Here is a 22,840-nt window from a genome sequence, read left to right on the forward strand (position 1 = left end):
ATAGTCCTACTCGACGGTGAGTTCACCCATCCGGGACCACTCTTCGCCGTCAATGACGGTATTGATGATCTTCGGGGTTTCCACCAGTGCCTGGACCATGTCCTTCATGGCCTGCTGGAAGTGCTCGCTCTGGACGTGGGCCGCCGCGGCGTCGTCCTTGAAGGCTTCGACGAGCACAAACTCGTTCGGGTTTTCCAGGCTGCGGGACCAGTCGAACCAGAGGTTGCCCGGCTCCGCCCGGGTGGCTGCGGTGAAATCGGCGGTCAGCTCCGGGAAGCGTTCGGTCCATTCGGGCTTGACGAGGAATTTGACGGTAATAAAAATCATGGATTCATCGTATGCCCCGGACGGGCGCCCCTGAACGGCGGAGGGCGCGCCGGGGCGGGTTCGGTGGAGATGCGAGTATGGATACGTGGCGCATCTCGACGTATCCAACATTGACTATTTCCTCTCCGACGGCCGGCAGCTGCTCAACGGTGTCAGCTTCAAGGTCGGCGACGGGCATAAAACCGCCCTGATCGGCCCCAACGGCACCGGGAAAACCACACTCCTGCGCATTATTGCCGGTGACCTGCAGCCGGACGAGGGCACGGTTTCACGGTCCGGCAACATGGGCATCATGCGCCAGTTCGTCGGCCAGGTCCGCGATGACAGCACCGTCCGTGACCTGCTGGTCTCCGCCGCCCCGCCGGCCCTCGCCGCTGCGGCCCGGGAAGTGGACGCCGCCGAGCTGGCCATGATGGAGCACGACGACGAACCCACCCAGATGCGGTACGCCATCGCCATCACCGACTGGGGCGACGTCGGCGGCTACGAGCAGGAGACCGTCTGGGACGAGGTGACCATGGCCGCGCTGGGCCTGCCCTTTGACCGGGCCCAGTACCGCAGGGCCGCTTCCCTCTCCGGCGGTGAACAGAAGCGCCTGGTCCTGGAGGCGCTCTTCGCCGGGCCGGATGAGCTGCTGCTGCTGGACGAACCGGACAACTACCTGGACGTTCCGGGCAAGCGCTGGCTGGAGGACAAGCTGGCGCAGTCCAAAAAGTCCGTGCTGTTCGTCAGCCACGACCGGGAGCTGCTGGACAACGCCGCCACCCGCATCGTGACCCTGGAGCCGGGGATCAACGGTGCCTCCGCCTGGATCCACGGCGGCGCCTTCAGCAGCTACGTCAAGGCACGCGAAGACCGCAATGCCCGGTTCGAGGAACTGCGCCGGCGCTGGGACGAGGAGCACCTCAAGCTCAAGGAACTCGTCAACATGTACAAGAACAAGGCGGCGTTCCGTTCCGATATGGCCAACCGCTACCAGGCGGCGCAGACGCGGCTGGCGAAGTTCCTCGAGGCCGGACCGCCCGAAGCGCTGCCGATCGAGCAGAACGTCAAGATGCGGCTGCGCGGCGGGCGTACCGCCAAGCGTGCCGTGGTGGCGCAGAAGCTGGAGCTGACGGGGCTGATGAAGCCCTTCAGCACCGAGATCTGGTTCGGGGACCGGGTGGGGGTGCTGGGCTCCAACGGCTCCGGAAAGTCCCACTTCCTGCGCCTGCTGGCCCTGGGCGGCAGCGACCCGGACCGGGAACACCAGCCCGTTTCGGAAGTGGAGATCGCGGCGGTGCCGCACGAGGGTTCCGTGAAGCTCGGTGCGCGCATCCGGCCGGGGTTTTTTGCACAGACCATGATGCGCCCCGACCTGGCGGACCGGACGCTGCTGGACATCCTGCACCGCGGTGACGAGCACCGGTCCGGGCTCGGCCGCGAAGCCGCGGCCGGCGCGCTGGACCGCTACGGTCTGGCGTCCTCCTCGGAGCAGAAGTTCGAGTCCCTGTCCGGCGGCCAGCAGGCGCGGATGCAGATCCTGCTCCTGGAGCTCTCCGGCGCCACCCTGCTGCTGCTGGACGAGCCCACCGACAACCTGGACCTGCACTCGGCCGAAGCCCTGGAGAAAGCCATCGATGCCTTCGAAGGGACGGTCCTGGCGGTCACCCACGACCGCTGGTTTGCCCGCAGCTTCGACCGGTTCCTCGTCTTCGGCTCCGACGGCCGGGTCTATGAGTCCGAGGCGCCGGTCTGGGACGAGAAACGGGTGGACCGCGTCCGGTAGGGGAGAATACTTGCGTGAACTCCGTCAGTGATACCGCCCTGAACAAAGCCCTCATCGCCGTCTTCACGGTTTTTGGCCTCAACGGCCTGGTTTTCGCCAGCTGGGCGGCGCGCATTCCCGCCGCCGCTGAGGACCTTGGAGTGGGCGCGGCCGGCGTGGGTCTGCTGCTGCTGTTCTCGGCAATCGGCTCCGTGGCGGCGCTGCCGCTGGCCGGTTCCGTGGCGCAGCGCATCGGAACCGCCGGCACGGTAAGGGCCGGCGGCATCACGACGTCGGCCGCCTCCCTGGTTATTGCCGCCGGACTGCATCTGGGTTCGATTCCGCTGGCCGGTGCCGGCCTGCTGGTGTTCGGGGTGGGCATTGCCGGCTGGGACGTGGCCATGAACCTCGAGGGCGCCGACGTCGAACGCCGGCTGGGGCGGAACATCATGCCGCGGTTCCATGCCGCGTTCAGCGCCGGATCGTTCATCGGCGCCCTCATCGGCGCGGCGCTCTCCTTCGCGGGAGTCCCGCTGTCCCTGCATTTGTTGGGGATCCTGACCGTGGTCTGCGTTGTGGTGCTGATCGTGCCGCGGAATTTCCTGCAGCTGCCGCACCCCGCCCAGGCACCGGCGGAAGGGGACGCTCCTGCCGCAGTGTCCAGGTTCGGGGCCTGGCGCGAGGGACGCACGCTGCTGATCGGCGTCGTCGTCCTGGGCGCTGCCCTGACCGAAGGGGCGGCCAATGACTGGGTCGCCAAAGCCACCGTGGACGGCCTGGGCACCAGCGAGTCCGCGGGCGCCATGATGTTCGCTGTGTTTGTAGCGGCCATGACCCTGACCCGATGGTTCGGTGCCAAGCTGATCGACCGGATGGGACGGGTGCCCGCCCTGCGGATATGCATGTCTGCCTCCCTGGCCGGACTGCTGCTCTTTGTGTTCGCCCCGAACGTCGGACTCGCCGCCGCGGGTGCCGTGCTCTGGGGGATCGGCGCGGCCCTGGGGTTCCCGATGGGCATGTCCGCCGCCGGAGAGGACCCGGTGCATGCAGCCGGACGGGTATCGGTGGTCTCCACCATCGGGTACATGGCCTTCTTTGTCGGTCCGCCGGTCCTGGGATTCCTCGGCGAGCACTGGGGTGTGCGTAATGCCCTGCTGGTGGTGGGTGCGGCCATGCTGGTCTCGGTGGTGTTCGCCCCCGCAGCCGCTGAACAGAAAGCCGTACCGAAACCGGCCTGAGTCTGCGGACCGATCCTGTCCGCATTACCCGGGCGCGCCGGGGCCGTCCGGCCCTACCCTCGACGCATGTCCTTTTCCCCAGAGTCCGCGCCGTTGATCTCGGCCGAGGGGCTGACCAAGGTCTATTCCTCCAAATCCGGCCCGGTCCATGCCCTGGACGGCCTGGATATCGCAGTTCCCGAAGGGACGGTCACCGCCCTGCTGGGCCCTAACGGGGCCGGGAAAACCACCGCCGTCAAGGTGCTCACCACCCTGATCAGGCCGGACGCCGGCACCGCCGTCATTGACGGCATCGACGTGGCCGGCGATCCCAAGGCCGTGCGCCGCGTCATCGGTGTGTCCGGCCAGTATTCGGCCGTGGATGAGAACCTCACCGGGCTGGAGAACCTGGTGATGGTGGGACGCCTGTACCACCTGTCCGGCCCGCGGGCGAAGGAACGGGCGGCCGAGCTGATCGACATGTTTGAACTTACCGACGCGGGAAACCGGCCGGTGAAGGGTTACTCCGGCGGCATGCGCCGCCGGCTGGACCTCGCGGGGGCACTGGTCAACCAGCCCCGGGTGCTGTTCCTCGACGAACCCACCACGGGCCTGGATCCGCGGTCCAGGATTGCGCTCTGGGGCGTCATCACCGATCTTGTGTCCCGGGGCACCACCCTGCTGCTGACCACCCAGTACCTGGAGGAAGCAGACCAGCTGGCAGACAAGGTGGCGGTCATCGACGAGGGGAAAATCATTGCCGAGGGCACCTCGGATGAGCTGAAGGCGCAGATCGGGGGACACCGGGTGGCCGTGGCGCTGCTTCGCCCGTCCGATGCCGAGGCGTCCATGTCCATCCTCGGCCGGCACGGCTCCGGCGAGCCGCACGTGTCCGGCGACGGCCGGACGCTGGAGGTCGCCGTCGTCGACGGGCCCGCAGCCCTGCAGCGCATCCTGTCCGAACTGGAGGCCGGCGGCATCGAACTGCACGACGCCGGCATCCGCCGCCCCACCCTGGATGACGTGTTCCTGCAGCTCACGGGCAAACCGGCCGAAGAGGAAGAGGAACTGAAAGAGGAGGCACGCCGATGAGCGCGGCAGTGCCGGCAACCGGGGTCCGGACCGGCGCCTCCAGTCTTCCGGCCCGCTGGGCCGGTGACGGCTGGACCGTGACCAAGCGGAACCTGATCAAAATCAAGCGCTCGCCGGACATGATTATTTTCGCCGTCCTGCAGCCGATCATGTTCGTCCTGCTGTTCAGCCAGGTCTACGGAGGGTCCATCGCCGTGGCCGGCACCGACTACACCCAGTTCCTCATGGCCGGCATCTTCGCCCAGACGGTGGTGTTCGGGTCCACGTTCTCCGGCTCCGCCATGGCGCAGGACCTGAAGGAGGGCATCATTGACCGGTTCCGGACCCTGCCCATGAGTCCGTCCGCGGTGCTGATCGGCAGGACCAACGCAGACCTGGTGCTCAATGCCATTTCCATGCTCATCATGATGGGGACGGGCCTGCTGGTCGGCTGGCGGGTAAACACCACACCTAGCCGGTTCCTGGCCGCCATCGCCCTGCTGCTGCTGTTCTCCTACGCGTTCAGCTGGGTCATGGCCCTGCTCGGAATGTCCGTACGCTCGCCGGAGACAATCAACAACGCGTCCTTCATGATCCTCTTTCCCATCACCTTCATTTCCAATGCGTTTGTCCAGAGTTCCAACCTCCCCGGACCGCTGCAGACGTTCGCGGACTGGAATCCGGTCTCGGCGCTGGTGCAGGCTGTTCGGGAGCTGTTCGGAAACCTCGGCAGCACTCCCGTACCGGACACCTGGCCGATGCAGAACGCGGTGGTCACCGTGCTGATCGGCGCGGCCGTGATGCTCGTGGTCTTTGTTCCGCTGGCCGTGCGCAAGTTCGAATCAATCAGCTCCCGGTAAAGGGCTCCGAAGAGGGAACGAGGTACCAGCGTGATTGAAGCCCGGGGCTTAGCGAAGCGCTACGGCGCCAAAACCGCCGTCGACGGCATCACCTTCGATGTGCAGCCGGGCAAGGTCACCGGCTTCCTCGGACCCAACGGCGCCGGCAAATCCACGACCATGCGGATGATCCTGGGACTGGACCGCCCCACCGCGGGGTCCGTGACAGTCAACGGTGCTCCGTATGCCAACCACAAGGCGCCGCTGCGCGAAGTGGGCGCCCTGCTGGAGGCCAAGGCCTTCCATCCCCGCCGGACTGCCTACAACCACCTGCGGGCGCTCGCCGCCACGCACAGCATCCCCAAGGCGCGCATCAACGAAGTCATCGAGCTGACGGGACTCGGACCCGTAGCCCGGAAACGCGTGGGCGGCTTCTCCATGGGCATGGGCCAGCGGTTCGGGATTGCCGCGGCCTTGTTGGGAAATCCGCAGACCCTGATCCTGGATGAACCGGTCAACGGCCTGGACCCCGAAGGCGTGCAGTGGGTCCGGCATCTGGCCAGGGGACTCGCCGCGGAGGGGCGCACGGTGTTCATCTCCTCGCATCTGATGAGCGAGATGGCGCTGACCGCCGACCACCTGATCGTGATCGGCAGGGGCAGGATCCTGGCGGACGCGCCGATGGATGAGGTCCTTGCCGGCAGCAGCCGGGAACGCACCCTGGTGCGCACCGATGATGCTGAGGCCCTGGCAGCTGCACTGGGCTCCGGCTCCGGTCCGGTGGAGGTGCGCCGGCCGGCTCCGGGCCGGCTGGAAGTCCTCGGAGTGTCTGCGCGGGGCATAGCCGAGGCCGCGCTTTCGCGGCGGATCCTGATCACTGAACTGACACCGCAGCAGGCATCCCTGGAGGACGCCTATATGGACCTGACCCGGGGTGAGGCCGAATATCAGTCCCTGACCACGGACCACCGGGAAACCCCTGGTCATCCCTAAGGGGGACCCCTGAATCATCCCTTGGACCGGTCCCGTTGCGGTGCTGGACGCCTATGGTGGAGGTAGACCCCCCAGCTTTAGCTTCCCAACGTGAGGATCACCCATGATCGAGGCATCCGGCCTCTCTAAGCGTTACGGCGACAAAACCGCCGTCAACAACATTTCCTTTACTGTCCAGCCCGGCAAGGTCACCGGTTTCCTAGGTCCCAACGGGGCCGGTAAATCGACCACCATGCGCATGATTGTGGGTCTGGACCGTCCGACCTCGGGGCGGGTGCTGGTCAACGGCAAACCCTATGCCCGGCACAAGGCACCGCTGCGCGAGGTCGGTGCCCTGCTCGACGCGAAAGCCGTCCACACCAAGCGCAGCGCATACAACCACCTGCGGGCCATGGCGGCTACCCACGGCATTTCCGCCAAGCGGGTCAACGAAGTCATTGAGCTCACCGGCCTGGGCCCGGTGGCCAAGAAGCGGGTAGGCGGCTTCTCCCTGGGTATGGGGCAGCGGCTTGGTATCGCCTCCGCACTGCTGGGAGACCCGCACACGGTCATCCTGGACGAGCCGGTCAACGGACTCGATCCGGAAGGCGTCCTCTGGGTCCGCCACCTGGCCCGGGGGCTGGCCGCGGAAGGCCGCACCGTGTTCCTCTCCTCCCACCTGATGAGCGAAATGGCGCAGACGGCGGACCACTTGATTGTGATTGGCCGCGGCCAGATCATTGCCGACGCGCCCATCGCCGAGATCATTGCCGGCCAGAACAAGGTACGCGTCCTCGTCCGTACGGACAGCCCGCGCGAACTGCTGGAAGCGCTGACCGGACCGGGGGTCTCCGGCGTGGAGAAGGAATCCGGGCTGCTGGAGGTCACGGGGGCGGAACCGCGTACCATCGCCGAGGCCGCACTGGACCGCCGGATCCTGGTGTACGAACTGACGCCCCTGCAGGTTTCCCTTGAGGACGCCTACATGGAGCTGACCCGAGATGACGTTGAATACCGGTCCCAGGACCTGCCGCCGGAGCTAACCGCCGCGGGAACTGCCTCCGGGAAGGGGAAATAGAACCGTGAGTACCGCTACAACATCCAAGAATCCCGCGTCATCGCCGGCGTCCTCCTCCGGTTCCGGGCTGAGCTTCCTCCGGGTCCTGAAATCCGAGTGGATCAAGATCACCACGGTCCCTTCCACGGTGATCCTCCTGGCCATCACCGTGGTGGTGATGGTCGGCCTGGCAGCTCTCGCTGCCTGGGGCACAGCCCAGATTGTCACTGAATTCGGCGGCGGTGCCGGCAGCCCGGAAGCAGCGCAGGCCGGGCCGCCTGCGGCCGACAGCCTGGTTCCGGAGATCCCCGCCAGCGGACTCTTCTTCGGCCAGTTGCTCATCGCTTCCCTCGCGGTGGTGCTCATCGCCTCGGAATGGGGCACCGGAATGATCCGCTCCACCTTCAGCGCTGTTCCGAAGCGCATTCCGGCGCTGCTGGCAAAGAACCTGCTTATCGCCCTGATTTCCTTCGTGGTCGGTGCCGGTGCCGCCTTCATTTCCTTCCTGGTGGCCCAGCCGATCCTGGGCAGCGCGGACCTCACCCTGTCCCTGGACGATGACGGCGTGCTTGCCAGCATCCTCAACACCGGAACGTGCCTGGCGCTGATCGCCGTGTTTGCCATGGCCATCGGAACCCTGCTTCGGAACACCGCCGGAGGCGTGGTGACCGCCATCGGCATCATCTTCGTCCTGCCCCTGGTAGTGGCCATCGTGGAGAACCTGGCGGACTGGATTCCGGACGCCGCACGGTTCCTGCCGAGCAACGCGGGAACCCAGCTGGTGACGGCCGGCCCGATTGCGGACGGAGCCCTCACCCAGCTGCAGGGCGGCCTGGTCCTCGCAGCCTGGGCAGCCGTACTGCTGATCGCTTCCCTGATCGTCACCAAGAAACGGGACGTCTAGGGCTTCCATGCTTCGGTGGGGCCGGCGGCGGAAGAACGGCCGCTTCCGGCTCCACCGGATACCCATCTGCTTCACAGCTCCTCCACAACCCCCGGCGTCGGCGACGCCGGGGGTTCTTTACGCCCGGAACGGCCCGCGGTTACGCCGGGACCGGGCGCTCTGGTTGAATCAGAGCATGTCTGACGCATTGGCCCACGTAAATGACCTCGGCGCGTTTGTCAGCGCCTCCCCCTCCAGCTTCCACGCAGCCCGCGAAGGTGCACGCCGCCTCACGGAGGCAGGATTCACCGAAGTGCTGGAGACCGGGGATTTCCCCCGCTCGGCCGGAAAATTCTTTGTGGTGCGTGACGGTGCCTTCATCGCTTGGGTCACCCCGGACGCCGCCGGTCCCGCCACCGGTTTCTCGATCCTGGGCACCCACACGGACTCCCCGTCCTTCAAGCTCAAGCCGCGGCCCACCACGGGACGGTTGGGCTGGCTGCAGGCCGGCGTCGAGGTGTACGGCGGCCCGCTGCTGAACTCCTGGCTGGACCGGGAGCTGCAGCTTGCCGGGCGCATGGTCACCCTGGACGGCGAGGAGCGGCTCGTGGAGACCGGCCCGCTGATGCGCTTCCCGCAGCTGGCCATCCACCTGGACCGGGCCGTGAACGAGGGCCTCAAACTGGACAAGCAGCAGCACATGAACCCGGTCTGGGGGCTGGGGGACCCCTCCACCTCGGACCTCATGGAGCTGCTGGCCGCGAAGGCCGGCCTGGCGCCGGAGCAGATCGGCGGATACGACATTGTTGCCGCCGACACCCAGGCGCCGCAGGTCTTCGGCGCCCAGGGCGAGTTCTTCGCCTCGGGGCGGCTGGATAACCTCTCCTCCGTCCACGCCGGTGTGGTCGCACTTATTGCCGCCGACGTCGCACCCACCGCACCGGTAGCCGTGCTCGCGGCCTTCGACCATGAAGAGGTGGGCAGCGGCAGCCGGTCCGGAGCCGCCGGGCCGTTCCTCGAAGACGTGCTGATGCGGATCAGTGACGGATTGGGTGCCACGACGTCGGAGCGCGCCCGGGCGCTGGCGGCATCCTTCTGCATTTCCGCCGACGTAGGCCATGCGGTCCACCCCAACTACGCGGAACGCCACGATCCCGCCAACCACCCGGTGCTCAACGGCGGGCCCCTGCTGAAGATCAACGCAAACCAGCGCTACACCACCGATGCGCCCGGCACGGCCCGCTGGGCGGCACTCTGCGCCGCCGCGGGGGTGCCGTACCAGGAATTCGTGTCCCACAACTCCGTTCCCTGCGGTTCCACCATCGGCCCCCTGACCGCCACGCGGCTGGGGATCCGCACGGTTGACGTGGGGATTCCCGTGCTGTCCATGCACTCGGCCCGGGAAATGGCCGGGGTGGAGGATCCCCTGCGCCTGGCGGCCGTCGCTGAGCTGTTCTTCGCCAACGGTGCCGCCTGAACCCTGCTGCGGAGTCCTTCACAGCCGGCACGGATGCCGGCGTGTCAATCCGGGCTTCGGAAATCGGATAGGATAAGAAAGTCTGTGCTGTCGGCTTAGGTCGGCAGATTCCCCCCGCTGCGGATCAGCTGCATGCCGAGGGGAGACAACGCAAAAGAACCTCCTGTTACGGAAATACCGTGACCGTACAGCCCAAAGGAGGTGGGTTCACAAATGCGTGCTTATGAACTGATGGTAATCATCGACCCCGAGGTCGAAGAGCGTACCGTCGAGCCTTCGCTCGACAAGTTCCTCAATGTTGTCCGCAACGATGGTGGAACCATCGACAAGGTAGACATCTGGGGCCGTCGTCGACTGGCCTACGAAATCCAGAAAAAGACTGAAGGCATCTACGCGGTGGTTAACTTCACCGGTACGCCTGCAGCAGCAGCTGAGCTTGATCGCCAGCTGAGCCTCAATGAGACCATCATGCGCACCAAGATCATCCGCCCTGAAGAGCAGAAGATCTCGAAGAAGGATGCCAAGAAGGCCGCCAAGAAGGACGCCGCTGCAAAGGTTTCCGCAGAGTAATTTCGGACAACCCGTACTGATATCAGGAGGCTTTCATGGCAGGCGAGACAACAATCACCGTCGTCGGTAACCTAACCAACGACCCGGAACTGCGGTTCACTCCGTCCGGTTCGGCAGTGGCGAACTTCACCATTGCTTCAACCCCCCGGACCTTCGACCGTCAGTCCAACGAGTGGAAGGACGGCGAAACGCTGTTCCTCCGCGCGTCTGTCTGGCGTGAAGCTGCTGAAAACGTCGCCGAGTCCCTCACCAAGGGAACCCGCGTAGTTTGCCAGGGCCGCCTGAAGTCGCGTTCGTACGAAACCAAAGAGGGCGAAAAGCGCACCGTCATGGAGCTTGAGGTCGACGAAATCGGCCCCTCGCTCCGTTATGCCTCTGCCAAGGTCACCCGCACCCAGCGCTCCGGCGGTGGCGGCGGCGGCTTCGGCGGTAACAACGGCGGCGGTGGCGGCGGCTTCGGCGGCAATTCCAACTCCGGTTGGGGCGGCGGCCAGCAGCAGCAGACGCAGTCCGCACCGGCTGACGATCCCTGGGGCGCCCCTGCGGGCGGCAACTCCGGTGGATGGGGCAGCGGCCCGGATTCCAACGATCCGCCCTTCTAAACCTCTTCATTCGAGGAGCGGCTACCTCCTTTACGGAGCAGCGGCCCTTCACCCGGCGTCTTCGGACGCCATCCTCAGACGGCAACCGCCGTCGAGCCCATCCCGTGGAAAATGTATCCACGGGCTCCACTAGACATAAGGAGCTCCACGATGGCTAAGGCTGAACTTCGCAAGCCCAAACCAAAGTCCAATCCCTTGAAGGCCGCTGACATCACTGTCATCGACTACAAGGACGTAGCATTGCTGCGCAAGTTCATTTCCGACCGCGGAAAGATCCGCGCCCGTCGCGTAACTGGCGTATCCGTGCAGGAACAGCGCAAGATCGCCCAGGCAATCAAGAATGCCCGCGAAGTTGCTCTCCTGCCGTACTCCGGCGCTGGCCGCGGCTAAAGGAAAGGAACCTAATTCATGGCAAAGCTCATTCTGACCCACGAAGTAACCGGTCTCGGCGCTGCCGGCGACGTCATCGAGGTTAAGGACGGTTACGCACGTAACTACCTCCTGCCCCGCGGCTTCGCTCTGACCTGGACCAAGGGTGGCGAGAAGCAGGTTGAGTCCATCAAGGCTGCCCGCGCTGCCCGCGAGCACGCTTCCTTGGAAGATGCTCAGAAGCAGGCTGCTGCTCTCTCCGCCAAGCCGGTCAAGCTGACCGTCAAGGCCGGCGAGTCCGGACGCCTCTTCGGTACCGTCAAGCCCGGCGACGTTGCCGCTGCTGTCGAAGCCGCCGGTCTCGGCGCCATCGACAAGCGCAAGGTTGAACTGCCGACACACATCAAGTCGGTTGGTTCCTTCCAGGCCAACGTCCGCCTGCACAACGACGTTGCAGCCGTCATCGACCTCGAGGTCGTTGCAGGCTAACGTCTGACGCAGACACGCAACAGCACCTTCCGGCCTTCGGTCCGGGGGGTGCTTTTGTGTGTCCCGTGCATGTTCCGGCGGCTGCAGCGTCGGCCCCGGACACGCAATCCACAGACTCGGGACCGGGATTGTGGATATCCGGAGGGCCAGGTGTGGATTTCGCCACCCTTAGGCGTGTTTTTGCCGCCTGTCAACACGGCGCCAAGGGCCGGGCGTGGCGGAAAAATACTTTGTTTGCACAGGTGTGGACAAGCATTTGCCCTAGTCAGAGCCGTATTTGTGGAAAAACCCAAGATTTATCCACATGCTTATACCCAGCCTGTGCACAAGACACGCCGCGTTATCCACATACTGTCCACAGGAGCTGTGGATAACGCGTTTGTCGGCAGGGCGCGGGGGGCATACGGTTGCGGTGAATCCCTTCTTCAGACGCATGCCAGCCGGTAGAGGATCCGTCAGCACCGCCGCCGCCGATCCGGCCGAAAGTCAGTGCGGGCTGATAGAGATAGACCAGCCCTCCGGCAGGGCAGGGATCGAAACGTCTTAGCCTTTATGGAAAGGGTCACAGTGTCGCTCACGCATACGGACTCCCCGGCATCAACATCAGGTCCGGACTTCGCGAGGACACCGCCCCAGGACCTGGTGGCCGAACAATCGGTATTGGGCGGCATGATGCTGTCCAAGGATGCCATCGCGGACTGCGTGGAGGTCCTGCGCGGCATCGACTTCTACCGTCCGGCCCATGAGGCCATCTACGAGGCGATCATTGACCTCTACGGCCGCGGTGAACCGGCCGACGCCGTCACCGTGTCGGATGAGCTCACCAAGCGCGGCGAGATCGGCCGCATCGGCGGCCCGGCGTACCTGCACACCCTGATCCAGTCGGTACCCACCGCGGCCAATGCCGGATTCTATGCCGAGATTGTGCGCGAACGGGCCGTCCTGCGCCGCCTGGTCGGTGCCGGAACGAAGATCGTCCAGCTGGGCTACTCCAATGAAGGCATGGAGGTGGATGACATTGTCAACGCCGCCCAGGCCGAGATCTATGCGGTGGCCGAGCGCCGGACGGCGGAAGACTACGTTCCGCTGAAGGACATCATCGAGGGCACCGTGGATGAGATCGAATCCGCAGGCCACCGCGGGGAAGGAATGACCGGCGTTCCCACCGGCTTCTACGAACTCGACGAGCTCACCCAGGGCCTGCACCCCGGCCAGATGATTGTTATCGCCGCCCGTCCCGCCGTCGGTAAGTCCACCTTTGCCCTGGACTTCGCCCGCTCGGCCGCCATCAAGAACAACATGACCACCGTCTTCTTCTCGCTGGAAATGGGCCGCAACGAAATTGCGATGCGCCTGCTCTCCGCGGAGGCGACCATCGGCCTCCAGGACCTGCGCAAGGGCACCATCAAGGATGAACAGTGGGGCAAGATCGCCACCACCATGGGCCGGATGAACGACGCACCGCTGTTTATCGATGACAGCCCCAATATGTCCCTGATGGAAATCCGCGCCAAGTGCCGGCGTCTGAAGCAGCGTCATGACCTCAAGCTCGTGGTGCTGGACTACCTGCAGCTGATGTCCTCGGGCAAGCGCGTGGAATCCCGCCAGCAGGAAGTGTCCGAGTTCTCGCGTGCCCTGAAGCTGCTGGCGAAGGAACTCGAAGTGCCCGTCATCGCGTTGTCTCAGCTGAACCGTGGCTCCGAGCAGCGTACGGACAAGAAGCCGATGGTTTCGGATCTGCGTGAATCCGGCTCGATCGAGCAGGACGCGGACATGGTGATCCTGCTGCACCGCGAGGACATCTATGACAAGGAGTCCCCGCGCGCCGGCGAGGCCGACGTGATTGTGGCCAAGCACCGTAACGGTCCCACCAAGACCATCGTGGTGGGTTTCCAGGGCCATTACTCGCGCTTCTCGAACATGGCTGTCGAAGGCGGCAGCGGCTTCTAGCCGTCTCCCGCTGCGCCGCCTACCCTTTTCAGTTCCACCACCACAGCAGGAGATCCGCCGTGCCCAAGTCCAAGCCCCGCAAGAAGGCCGTTTCCAAGAAAAAGCAGGCCCGCCGGGCCGAGCATGAGATCAACGCCATGCTGAGCGGAGAGACCGCCTATTTCAGTGATGAGGCCGAGGCGCTGCTGACTTCGCGCGGCTGGATCAGCGAGCGGGACCAGCCCGGCGGACCTGACCAGGGCGACGCCTGGTACTGGATGCCCTCCCAGCTGCCTGCCTACCTGGAGGAAGGCGAGCCGGTTCCCACGTCCATCTATCCGTCCTCCGACAGCACCTTCGTCAGCCAGCTGGCGACGCCGGACGGTTCCGTTCCCCCGGAGGCGCAGACGGAGTACGACTCCCTGGACGGACTCGAGGCGGATCTCGACCGGCTGGAGGCCTACCGGGTCCCCGATGGCGCCTGGACGGTCCTCAACGGCGGGCCGTCGGACGAGGAAACGCCGGAGGACCTCATCAACTCCGTGGCGGAGGAGTGGGAGCTCATTGCCGAGCTCATCCACTTCCCGTACAGCGATGAGGGTCCGCGCTCCTTTGCCGCCGTGGAACAGGCCGTGCAGGACGGCCGGCTCACCGAGTATGCCTACCGTTCGGTCCTGGCCGGCCGCAGCGGCCGGTAACGGCGCGGCGCTAGGAAACTACGGCGCATCCGGAGCGGGATACCCCGTTCCGGATGCGCCGAGCTGTATCTAGCCCCGGGTGTTCGCGCCGGGGCCGCCTGCGGGCTCCCCGTTGGCGTCATGGCTGGAGACAAGCTGCCACGGCACGCTGGCAACCATGGTTGCCGGCTCGAAGTGCAGCCGGGCCTTGATCCGCAGGGCTGTCTGGTTGTGCAGCAGCTGCTCCCACCATCGCCCCACCACATACTCGGGGATGTACACCACGAACAGCTCGCGCGGGGCGTTGCGGCGGGCCTCGCGCAGGTATGCCAGCACCGGGGAGATGGTTTCGCGGTAGGGCGAGGACAGGACCGTCAGGGGCACCGGGATCTCCAGGCGGTCCCATTCGGCCAGCGTGCGCCGGGTCTCCTCCGGGTCGATGTCCACGGTGATGGCATTGAGGCTGGACGGACGGGAAGCGCGGGCGTAGGCGATGGCCCGCAGCGCCGGCTTGTGGATCTGGGAAATCAGGATCACGGCGTTGACCCGGGAGGGCAGGGCCAGGCCGTGCTCGTCCGCCTTGAGCGCCAGCTCCCGCGCGACGGTGTCATAGTGGACGCGGATGCTGTACATGATCACGTAGAGGACGGCCATGGCAAGCAGGGCAATCCAGGCGCCGTGCAGGAACTTGGTGATGATCACGATCAACAGCACCAGGGCCGTCATTCCGAACCCGAGGGCGTTGATGGCCCGTGAGCGCTGCATCCGGCGTCGTGCGTCCTTGTCCCGCTCGATGCGCAGCTTGCCCGTCCAGTGCCGGATCATGCCCAGCTGGCTGGCAGTGAAGGAGACGAACACTCCCACGATGTAGAGCTGGATCAGCCGGGTGACGTCCGCATCGAAGGCCGCAATCAACACCAGGGCGCCCAGGCCCAGGGAGATAATGCCGTTGCTGAAGGCCAGCCGGTCCCCGCGGGTGCGCATCTGGCGCGGCAGGTATCCGTCCTTGGCCAGGATGGAGCCGAGCACCGGGAAGCCGTTGAATGCGGTGTTGGAGGCGAAGACCAGGATGAGTCCGGTGGAAGCCACCACAATGTAGAAGAAAATGCTGCCGCCGCCGAAGATGGTCTCGGCCAGCTGGCTGATGACCGGGTGCTGGATATAGTCCTCGCCCAACGGGGTGCCGTTGAGGGTGAGCTGGGTGGCCGGGTCCTGCGCCACATGCACCTTGGTGAGGTTGGCCATAGCGAGGATGCCGCCGATCATGGCGGTGGCGATGACGCCCAGCAGCAGCAGCGTGGTGGCGGCATTGGCGCTCTTGGGCTTGCGGAAGGTGGGCACGCCGTTGCTGATGGCCTCGACGCCGGTGAGTGCCGCTGCACCGGAGGAGAAGGCCCGCAGCAGCAGGAATGCTCCGGCCAGCCCCACCAGACCGCCGTCCAGTCCCGCTTCAGGTACCAGCCCGAAGTCGGCGGAGGGTGCCTGCCGGAGGTTGCCGGTGAGGAACTGGATCAGCCCGGTCAGGCACATGCCGACCACGGAGGCCATAAATATATAGGCGGGCACGGCGAACACTGCACCGGCCTCGCGGATGCCGCGCAGGTTCACGAGGACCAGCACGGCCACGCCGACGACGGCGATGGTGGCCTGGGCGCCGTGCAGTGCCGGAACGGCGGTTACCAGATAGGTCGCTGCCGAGGACATGGACACCGCTACCGTGAGCACATAGTCCACCAGCAGGGCCGCGGCCACGGTCAGGCCGGCGGGTTTGCCGAGGTTGGTACTGGCAATCTCGTAGTCGCCGCCGCCGGAGGGGTAGGCATGCACGTTCTGCCGGTAGGAGGCCACCACCGTGAGCAGCACAACAATCACCGCGAGGCCCACCCAGGGTGAAACGGTTACGGCGGCGACGCCGGCCAGCGCCAGCGTCAGCAGAATCTCGTCCGGCGCATAGGCGGCCGAGGAGAGGGCATCCGAGGCGAAAACGGGAAGCGCGATGCGCTTTGGAAGGAGGGTGTGCGCGAGGCGTTCGTTGCCGTACGGACGCCCGACCAGAATGCGCTTGAGCGCATTGAAGAATGTGAGCACGAGGACCAACGTTAGACCGGCCCGCATCCACTGTCCAGAAGCCCCAAGTCCGCCGGCGCAGTGCCCTCCGCCGGCGCACGGCGGGGGCACCGTGGTGGAGTACCGTTCTGATTATGAGCAATGAGGGCATGACGAGCCCCGCATCCCGTCGGCGCGCCCCTAATATCCGCGACGTTGCCGCCGCAGCCGGAGTTTCCCACCAGACGGTGTCCCGGGTGATTAACGGGCACTCGAACCTGCGCGAGACCACCCGCCAGCGCGTGCTTGATGCCATGGAGGAGCTGCAGTTCCGCCCCAACCGTGCCGCCCGGGCACTGGTCACCAGGGAATCCCGGATCATCGGCGCCCTGGTCGCCTCGGGTGCGGAGTACGGACTGACGGCAAGCCTGCAGGCGGTGCAGACGGCGGCCAGCGAGGCGGGCTACGTCGTGGACGCAGCCCACATTGACAGTGCCGACCGCGGGTCCATCGAAGCGGCGCTGGACCGGCTGATGAGCCACGCAGTGGAGGGCCTGGTGCTGCTGGCTCCGCAGTCCCGGACCCTCGAAGTAATCGAAGAACTGTCCATCCGCATCCCCTTTGTGACGGTGCACTCCCTGCACAGCGAGGACCACCGCATGTCCGTGGACCAGGTGGCCGGGGCGCGGCTGGCCACCCGGCACCTCCTGGAGCTTGGACACCGGCGCGTGGTGCACGTGCCCGGCCCGGCGGAATGGGTGGAAACCGAAGGCCGCCGGCAGGGTTACCTGGAGGAAATGGCTGCCTGGGACCTGGCGCCGGCGATCCTGCCGGCCGGGGAATGGACAGCGGACTCCGGCTACCGGGTGGGGCTTGAACTGCGGCGCCTGGACCGGTTCACCGCTGTGGTGTGCGGCAATGACCACATTGCCCTGGGCCTGGTGCATGCCTACGCGGACGCCGGCCTAAAGGTGCCCGGGGACCTCAGCGTAGTGGGGTTCGACGATGTTCCCGAATCCGCGCATTTCCTGCCTCCGCTGACCACCATCCGGCAGGATTTCCCCGAGCTCGGCCGCCGCTGTGTTGCCGTGCTGCTGGCGGAACTGCGCGGAGAGGATCCGGTGAGCGTGGGCAACGTGGTGCCGCGCCTGATCCTGCGGGCTTCCACGGCGGCCGAACGGGTGCCCGCAGTTTCCTAAGCCCGCGGTGTCCCCTGCGGTGTCCCCTGCGGTGTCCCCTGCGGTGTCCCCCCGTGGTGCGCGGCTCCGGATCCCCGGTTCCCGCCGAGGCCCTTAAAAAACGTTACCCAGAGGTGTTGCCTGCGCGGACGCTGTGCGGTACGTTAGCCCGAACAAAATGTGACCGTTCACATTCGGGTGAACCGCCCGGTCGACGGTCCAGATGACAACGAGGTCACCGTGAGCCAGACCAGCTCTGCACCCGCCTACGTGGTGGGTATTGACTACGGCACTCTCTCCGGGCGCGCCGTCGTGATCCGGGTGGAGGACGGCGAGGAAATGGGATCCGCCGTCTGTACCTACCGGCACGGCGTCATGGACACGGTGCTGGCCGCTACATCGGAACCGCTGCCGCCGGACTGGGCGCTGCAGGTGCCTGCCGACTACATCGAGGTCCTGCGGCAGGCCGTTCCGGCAGCCGTGCAGGCCGCCGGCGTTGCTCCGGAATCCATCATCGGGGTCGGGACCGACTTCACGGCCTGCACCATGGTCCCGGTGACTGCCGACGGAACGCCGCTGAATGAACTGCCCGGGCTCCGGGACCGTCCCCACGCCTACGTCAAACTCTGGCGCCACCATGCCGCCCAGGCCCAGGCGGACCGCATCAACCGGCTGGCCGAAGAACGCAGGGAAACCTGGCTGCCCCGCTACGGCGGCCTGATCTCCAGTGAATGGGAATTCGCCAAGGCGCTGCAGGTGCTGGAGGAGGATCCCGCCCTCTACGGACTCATGGACCACTGGGTGGAGGCCGCGGACTGGATTGTCTGGCAGCTGACCGGCAGCTACGTGCGCAACGCGTGCTCGGCCGGTTATAAGGGCATCCTGCAGGACGGTGCCTATCCGGACCGCAGCTTCCTGGCCGCGCTGAACCCCGGCTTCGCTGGCTTCGTCGAAGAGAAGCTGGAACACCGGATCGGTGCCCTGGGCTCCGCCGCAGGAACACTCAGCGCCGAAGCCGCCGCCTGGACCGGTCTGCCGGCCAGCATCCCCGTGGCCGTGGGCAATGTGGACGCCCATGTCACGGCTCCCGCCGCCGGCGCTGCGTCGCCCGGCCAGATGGTGGCCATCATGGGCACCTCCACCTGCCATGTGATGAGCTCCGGTGAGCTGCGGGAGGTGCCGGGCATGTGCGGAGTGGTCGACGGCGGAATTGTGGACGGGCTATACGGCTACGAAGCCGGGCAGTCGGGCGTCGGAGACATTTTTGCCTGGTTCACCGCCCACTTTGTTCCCCCGGACCTGGTGGATGAGGCCGCCGGACGCGGATTCAGCGTGCATGAGCTGCTGACCGAGCAGGCGAGCCTCGAAGACGTGGGGGCGCACGGGCTTTTGGCCCTGGACTGGCAGTCCGGGAACCGGTCGGTGCTCGTGGACCACGAACTGTCCGGGCTGCTGGTGGGACTGACGCTCGCCACCGCACCGCATGAGGTTTACCGGGCACTGCTGGAAGCAACGGCGTTCGGCACCCGCACCATTGTGGAAACCTTCGCGGCCGCCGGCATCCCCGTCGAGCAGTTCATTGCCGCCGGCGGGCTGGTGAAGAACCGGTTCCTGATGCAGATTTACGCCGATGTGCTGAACCTGCCGATCTCCGTCATCCGCAGCGGCCAGGGCCCGGCCCTCGGCTCGGCGATCCACGCGGCTGTAGCGGCCGGCGCGTATCCGCACGTACGTGCGGCCGCGGCAGCGATGGGAGGAGTCCAGCAGGAGGCATATCTTCCGGACCCGGACCGCGCGGAGAGCTACTCCCGGCTGTATGCAGAGTATGTGGCACTGCATGACTACTTCGGCCGCGGCGGAAACGACGTCATGCGGCGGTTGAAGGAGCTGCGCCGCTCGGCGCGCAGGATCCCGAAGGTCCTGGCATGACCGGCGCGGCATATGGGGAACAGGTGGCCCGGGTCCGGTCCGAGGTAGCTGCCCTGCACCACGAACTGGTCCGGTACGGGCTGGTGGCCTGGACCGCAGGCAACATTTCCGAACGCGTGCCGGGTACGGATTTCTTCATCATCAAGCCCAGCGGTGTGGGCTACGGGGAGCTCACCCCGGCCAGCCTGATCCTGTGTGACCTCGCCGGCCGGCCGGTACCGGGCACGTCCGGAACGGGCCTCGCACCCTCCAGCGACACCGCCGCGCATGCATACGTCTACCGGCATATGTCCGGCGTCGGGGGAGTGGTCCACACGCATTCGCCGTATGCGACGGCGTGGGCGGCCCGCGGGGAACCCGTGCCGTGCGTCCTCACGGCCATGGCCGATGAATTCGGCGGGGACATCCCCGTGGGGCCCTTTGCCGTCATCGGGGATGACTCCATTGGGCGCGGCATTGTTTCCACCCTCGCCGGCCACCGCTCCCGTGCCGTGCTGATGCGCAACCACGGCCCGTTTACGATCGGCCGGAATGCCCGCGACGCCGTCAAGGCCGCGGTGATGCTCGAAGACGTTGCCCGCACCGTCCACCTCTCCCGCCAGCTCGGGGAACCGGCGCCAATCGATCCCGGAGCCATCGACACCTTGTTCCACCGGTACCAGAACGTCTACGGCCAGCCGGGGGCTCCTGCTGCATCCCCCGCCGCTGCATCCCCGGCCCCTTCACCGCTAACTCCCGCCACCGGGACACCTTCGACTCCAGGAGTGCAATAACGTGAGCCCATTGACCACCACCCTGGACGAATACGAGGTCTGGTTCCTGACCGGCAGCCAGGATCTGTACGGCGAGGAGACGCTCCGCCAGGTTGCCGAGCAGTCCCGGGCCATCGTCGACCTGCTGGAAGCCGCCGGCCTGCCGGTGCGGATCCTCTGGCAACCGGCCCTGACCGATGCCGATTCCATCCGCGCCGCGGCCCTGGCGGCCAACGCTGAGGACTCCGTGATCGGAGTCATTGCCTGGATGCACACATTCAGCCCGGCCAAAATGTGGATCAGCGGGCTGGACGCCCTGCGCAAGCCCCTGCTCCACCTGCACACCCAGATCAACGTTGAACTGCCCTGGGCAGAGATCGACTTCGACTTCATGAACCTGAACCAGGCGGCACACGGAGACCGGGAATTCGGCTACATCACCAGCCGGCTGGAGCTCCCCCGCAAAATTGTGGTCGGGCATGCCTCCTCTCCGGAGGTCACCGGGCAGATTACGTCCTGGCAGCGGGCCTGCGCGGGGCGTGCGGCGGTTGCGGACCTGCGGATTGCCCGCTTCGGGGACAACATGCGCAATGTCGCGGTGACCGAAGGGGATAAGACCGAGGCCCAGATCCGGTTCGGCGTCTCGGTCAACACGTGGGGGGTGAATGACCTCGTGGACGCCGTTCAGGACCAGTCCGAGGATGCCGTGGACAAACTCTCCGCGGAGTATGAGGAGCTGTACGACGTCGCGCCCGAACTGCGGTCCGGAGGGGCACGGCATGAATCGCTGCGCTACGGTGCCCGCCAGGAACTGGGCCTGCTGCAGTTCCTCGAAAGCGGCGGATTCGGGGCCTTCACCACGAACTTCGAAGACCTGGGCGGGCTGCGGCAGCTGCCCGGGCTGGCCGTGCAGCGGCTGATGGGGCACGGTTACGGTTTCGGCGCCGAAGGGGACTGGAAAACCGCCATGCTGGTCCGCGCCGCGAAGGTCATGGGGGCGGGCCTGCCCGGCGGGGCGTCCCTGATGGAGGATTACACGTACCACCTGGTTCCGGGGGAGGAGAAGATCCTCGGCGCGCACATGCTGGAAATCTGCCCGAGCCTCACCTCGCATAAACCCTCCCTCGAGATCCATCCTCTGGGCATCGGCGGACGGGAGGACCCGGTTCGGCTCGTTTTCGACACGGACCCGGGCCCCGGCGTCGTCGTCGCCATGTCCGACATGCGGGACCGGTTCCGGCTTACCGCCAACACCGTGGACGTGGTGCCCCCGGACGCCCCGCTTCCGCACCTGCCGGTGGCGCGGGCGGTATGGCGCCCGCACCCGGACCTCGCGACGTCGGCCGCGGCCTGGCTCACTGCCGGTGCTGCGCACCACACGGTCCTCAGCACGGCGATCGGCGCGGACGTGGTGACGGACTTTGCCGCGATGACCGGCGTTGAACTGCTGCTGATCGACTCCTCCACCACCCTGCGCAGCTTCCAGCACGAAGTCCGCTGGAACAGCGCCTACTACCGGCTCGCATCGAAGCTCTGACCTGCATTTTCCCCCACCCAGGCACGGCCCACGAAAGGCAGACAGATGGCACTGACACTGAAACAAGCCCTCATCGGAGGTGCGTCGCTGACCCTGGCGCTGAGCATGACCGCGTGCTCCGGCAGCCGCGGCGGCGGCGACGGGGCCGGGGACTCCAACGAAGGGGCCAAAATCGGGGTGGCAATGCCCACCCAGCAGTCCGAACGCTGGATTGCCGACGGCGAGAACGTCAAGTCGCAGCTGGAGGATCTCGGGTACGAAGTGGACCTGCAGTACGCCAACGACGACATCCCCACCCAGGTTTCGCAGATCGAGAACATGATCAACGGCGGAGCAAAGGCGCTGGTCATCGCCTCGATCGACGGCACCACGCTGACCAGCGTGCTCGATACGGCGGAGTCCCAGGACATTCCCGTCATCGCCTACGACCGGCTCATCAACGAGTCGGACACCGTGGATTACTACACCACCTTCGATAACTACGAAGTGGGCGTCCAGCAGGGGACTTCCCTGCTGACCGGCCTGGGCGTCCTGGACGCCGAGGGAAAGGAGACCGGGGAGAAGGGCCCGTTCAACGTGGAGCTGTTTGCGGGCAGTCCGGATGACAACAACGCCACATTCTTCTGGAACGGCGCCATGGACACCCTGAAGCCCTACCTGGACAGCGGCACCCTGAAGGTGCCCAGCGGACAGACCGATTTCCAGCAGGCGGCCATCCTGCGCTGGCTTCCGGACACGGCCCAGGACCGCATGGAAGACCTCCTGACGGTGGGCGGCGGCCAGCAGATCGACGGCGTGCTGTCCCCTTACGACGGACTGTCCATCGGCATCATCTCCGCCCTGCGTTCCGGCGGCTACTCAGGAGACACGCTCCCGGTGATCACCGGACAGGACGCGGAAGTGGGGTCGGTGCAGTCCATCATGAGCGACGAGCAGTACTCGACGATTTTCAAGGACGTGCGCGAATTGGGGAAGCGCGCCGTGCTGATGGTTGATGACCTGATGACTGGTGAGGATCCGGAAACCAATGACACCGAAACGTATGACAACGGGGTGAAGGTGGTTCCGTCCTATCTGCTCGAATCGCAGATCGTCACCAAGGACAACTACGAGGAGGTTCTGGTGGACAGCGGCTACTACGAGGCTTCGGACCTCGACTAGGTGAAGGGCGG

The 22,840-nt window shown here is 66.0% G+C and carries 21 protein-coding genes; 19 read left to right on the plus strand and 2 right to left on the minus strand.

What is annotated here, in order from left to right; all coding sequences use genetic code 11:
• Positions 1-6 precede the first annotated feature (6 nt).
• Complete coding sequence (locus GD627_RS01175) at positions 7-327, minus strand: putative quinol monooxygenase (RefSeq protein ID WP_146359868.1); 321 nt, start codon at positions 325-327, stop codon at positions 7-9.
• An 85-nt stretch (positions 328-412) separates the two neighbouring features.
• On the opposite strand from GD627_RS01175, the gene GD627_RS01180 reads away from it, so the two are divergent.
• The 14 genes from GD627_RS01180 to GD627_RS01245 all read left to right on the plus strand — a co-directional run bounded on the left by GD627_RS01180 (position 413) and on the right by GD627_RS01245 (position 14,247).
• A complete protein-coding gene (locus GD627_RS01180) occupies positions 413-2,095 on the plus strand; it encodes an ABC-F family ATP-binding cassette domain-containing protein (RefSeq protein WP_152271016.1) in 1,683 nt (560 codons plus the stop codon).
• 14 nt (positions 2,096-2,109) lie between these two features.
• Positions 2,110-3,312 (plus strand): MFS transporter, encoded by a 1,203-nt coding sequence (locus GD627_RS01185; RefSeq protein WP_152271017.1) that lies wholly within the window; start codon positions 2,110-2,112, stop codon positions 3,310-3,312.
• Between the two features lie 66 nt (positions 3,313-3,378).
• Positions 3,379-4,383, plus strand: a complete 1,005-nt coding sequence (locus GD627_RS01190) for an ATP-binding cassette domain-containing protein (RefSeq protein ID WP_152271018.1) — start codon at positions 3,379-3,381, stop codon at positions 4,381-4,383.
• Entirely contained in the window at positions 4,380-5,222 is an 843-nt protein-coding gene (locus GD627_RS01195; protein ID WP_152271019.1) for an ABC transporter permease, read from the plus strand. The genes GD627_RS01190 and GD627_RS01195 overlap by 4 nt, the downstream gene beginning before the upstream one ends.
• Before the next feature lie 30 nt (positions 5,223-5,252).
• The gene (locus tag GD627_RS01200; RefSeq protein ID WP_152271020.1) at positions 5,253-6,194 is read left to right on the plus strand and encodes an ABC transporter ATP-binding protein; all 942 of its coding nucleotides are present in this window, start codon (positions 5,253-5,255) and stop codon (positions 6,192-6,194) included.
• Positions 6,195-6,297: 103 nt separating this feature from the next.
• Positions 6,298-7,251 (plus strand): ABC transporter ATP-binding protein, encoded by a 954-nt coding sequence (locus GD627_RS01205; RefSeq protein WP_152271021.1) that lies wholly within the window; start codon positions 6,298-6,300, stop codon positions 7,249-7,251.
• A gap of 4 nt (positions 7,252-7,255) precedes the next feature.
• A complete protein-coding gene (locus GD627_RS01210) occupies positions 7,256-8,134 on the plus strand; it encodes an ABC transporter permease (RefSeq protein WP_152271022.1) in 879 nt (292 codons plus the stop codon).
• 175 nt (positions 8,135-8,309) lie between these two features.
• Positions 8,310-9,590 (plus strand): M18 family aminopeptidase, encoded by a 1,281-nt coding sequence (locus GD627_RS01215; RefSeq protein ID WP_152271023.1) that lies wholly within the window; start codon positions 8,310-8,312, stop codon positions 9,588-9,590.
• Positions 9,591-9,803: 213 nt separating this feature from the next.
• Positions 9,804-10,160, plus strand: coding sequence for a 30S ribosomal protein S6 (rpsF, locus tag GD627_RS01220; RefSeq protein WP_146359895.1), 357 nt, complete (start codon positions 9,804-9,806; stop codon positions 10,158-10,160).
• Between the two features lie 35 nt (positions 10,161-10,195).
• Positions 10,196-10,762 carry a single-stranded DNA-binding protein gene (locus GD627_RS01225; protein WP_146359898.1) on the plus strand — a complete coding sequence of 189 codons (567 nt, stop codon included), beginning with the start codon at positions 10,196-10,198 and terminating at the stop codon, positions 10,760-10,762.
• A 150-nt stretch (positions 10,763-10,912) separates the two neighbouring features.
• Positions 10,913-11,152: a 30S ribosomal protein S18 gene (rpsR, locus tag GD627_RS01230; RefSeq protein WP_007269381.1), complete on the plus strand. Its 240-nt coding sequence runs from the start codon at positions 10,913-10,915 to the stop codon at positions 11,150-11,152.
• An 18-nt stretch (positions 11,153-11,170) separates the two neighbouring features.
• The gene (gene rplI, locus GD627_RS01235) at positions 11,171-11,620 is read left to right on the plus strand and encodes a 50S ribosomal protein L9 (RefSeq protein ID WP_146359901.1); all 450 of its coding nucleotides are present in this window, start codon (positions 11,171-11,173) and stop codon (positions 11,618-11,620) included.
• A gap of 567 nt (positions 11,621-12,187) precedes the next feature.
• Positions 12,188-13,570, plus strand: coding sequence for a replicative DNA helicase (dnaB, locus tag GD627_RS01240; protein WP_146361614.1), 1,383 nt, complete (start codon positions 12,188-12,190; stop codon positions 13,568-13,570).
• A gap of 59 nt (positions 13,571-13,629) precedes the next feature.
• The gene (locus GD627_RS01245) at positions 13,630-14,247 is read left to right on the plus strand and encodes a hypothetical protein (protein WP_152271024.1); all 618 of its coding nucleotides are present in this window, start codon (positions 13,630-13,632) and stop codon (positions 14,245-14,247) included.
• 69 nt (positions 14,248-14,316) lie between these two features.
• Here the strand turns inward: GD627_RS01245 and GD627_RS01250 are convergent, their stop codons facing one another.
• On the minus strand, positions 14,317-16,341 hold the full coding sequence (locus tag GD627_RS01250) for an APC family permease (RefSeq protein WP_146359907.1): 2,025 nt from the start codon (positions 16,339-16,341) through the stop codon (positions 14,317-14,319).
• Between the two features lie 86 nt (positions 16,342-16,427).
• Here GD627_RS01250 and GD627_RS01255 point away from each other — a divergent pair, with 86 nt between their 5' ends.
• The 5 genes from GD627_RS01255 (at position 16,428) to chvE (ending at position 22,829) form a co-directional block, all read left to right on the plus strand.
• Positions 16,428-17,471 (plus strand): LacI family DNA-binding transcriptional regulator, encoded by a 1,044-nt coding sequence (locus tag GD627_RS01255; RefSeq protein WP_246165230.1) that lies wholly within the window; start codon positions 16,428-16,430, stop codon positions 17,469-17,471.
• A 219-nt stretch (positions 17,472-17,690) separates the two neighbouring features.
• Positions 17,691-19,379 (plus strand): ribulokinase, encoded by a 1,689-nt coding sequence (gene araB / locus GD627_RS01260; protein ID WP_152271705.1) that lies wholly within the window; start codon positions 17,691-17,693, stop codon positions 19,377-19,379.
• Complete coding sequence (locus tag GD627_RS01265) at positions 19,376-20,152, plus strand: L-ribulose-5-phosphate 4-epimerase (protein ID WP_152271025.1); 777 nt, start codon at positions 19,376-19,378, stop codon at positions 20,150-20,152. Before araB ends, GD627_RS01265 begins: the two co-directional genes overlap by 4 nt.
• A 1-nt stretch (position 20,153) precedes the next feature.
• Positions 20,154-21,668 (plus strand): L-arabinose isomerase, encoded by a 1,515-nt coding sequence (gene araA, locus GD627_RS01270; protein ID WP_152271026.1) that lies wholly within the window; start codon positions 20,154-20,156, stop codon positions 21,666-21,668.
• 45 nt (positions 21,669-21,713) lie between these two features.
• Entirely contained in the window at positions 21,714-22,829 is a 1,116-nt protein-coding gene (gene chvE / locus GD627_RS01275; protein WP_152271027.1) for a multiple monosaccharide ABC transporter substrate-binding protein, read from the plus strand.
• The last annotated feature ends 11 nt before the right edge of the window (positions 22,830-22,840 follow it).

Origin of the sequence: Arthrobacter yangruifuii, from assembly GCF_009192775.1 — a bacterium.
In the GTDB taxonomy this organism is placed as follows: domain Bacteria; phylum Actinomycetota; class Actinomycetes; order Actinomycetales; family Micrococcaceae; genus Arthrobacter_B; species Arthrobacter_B yangruifuii.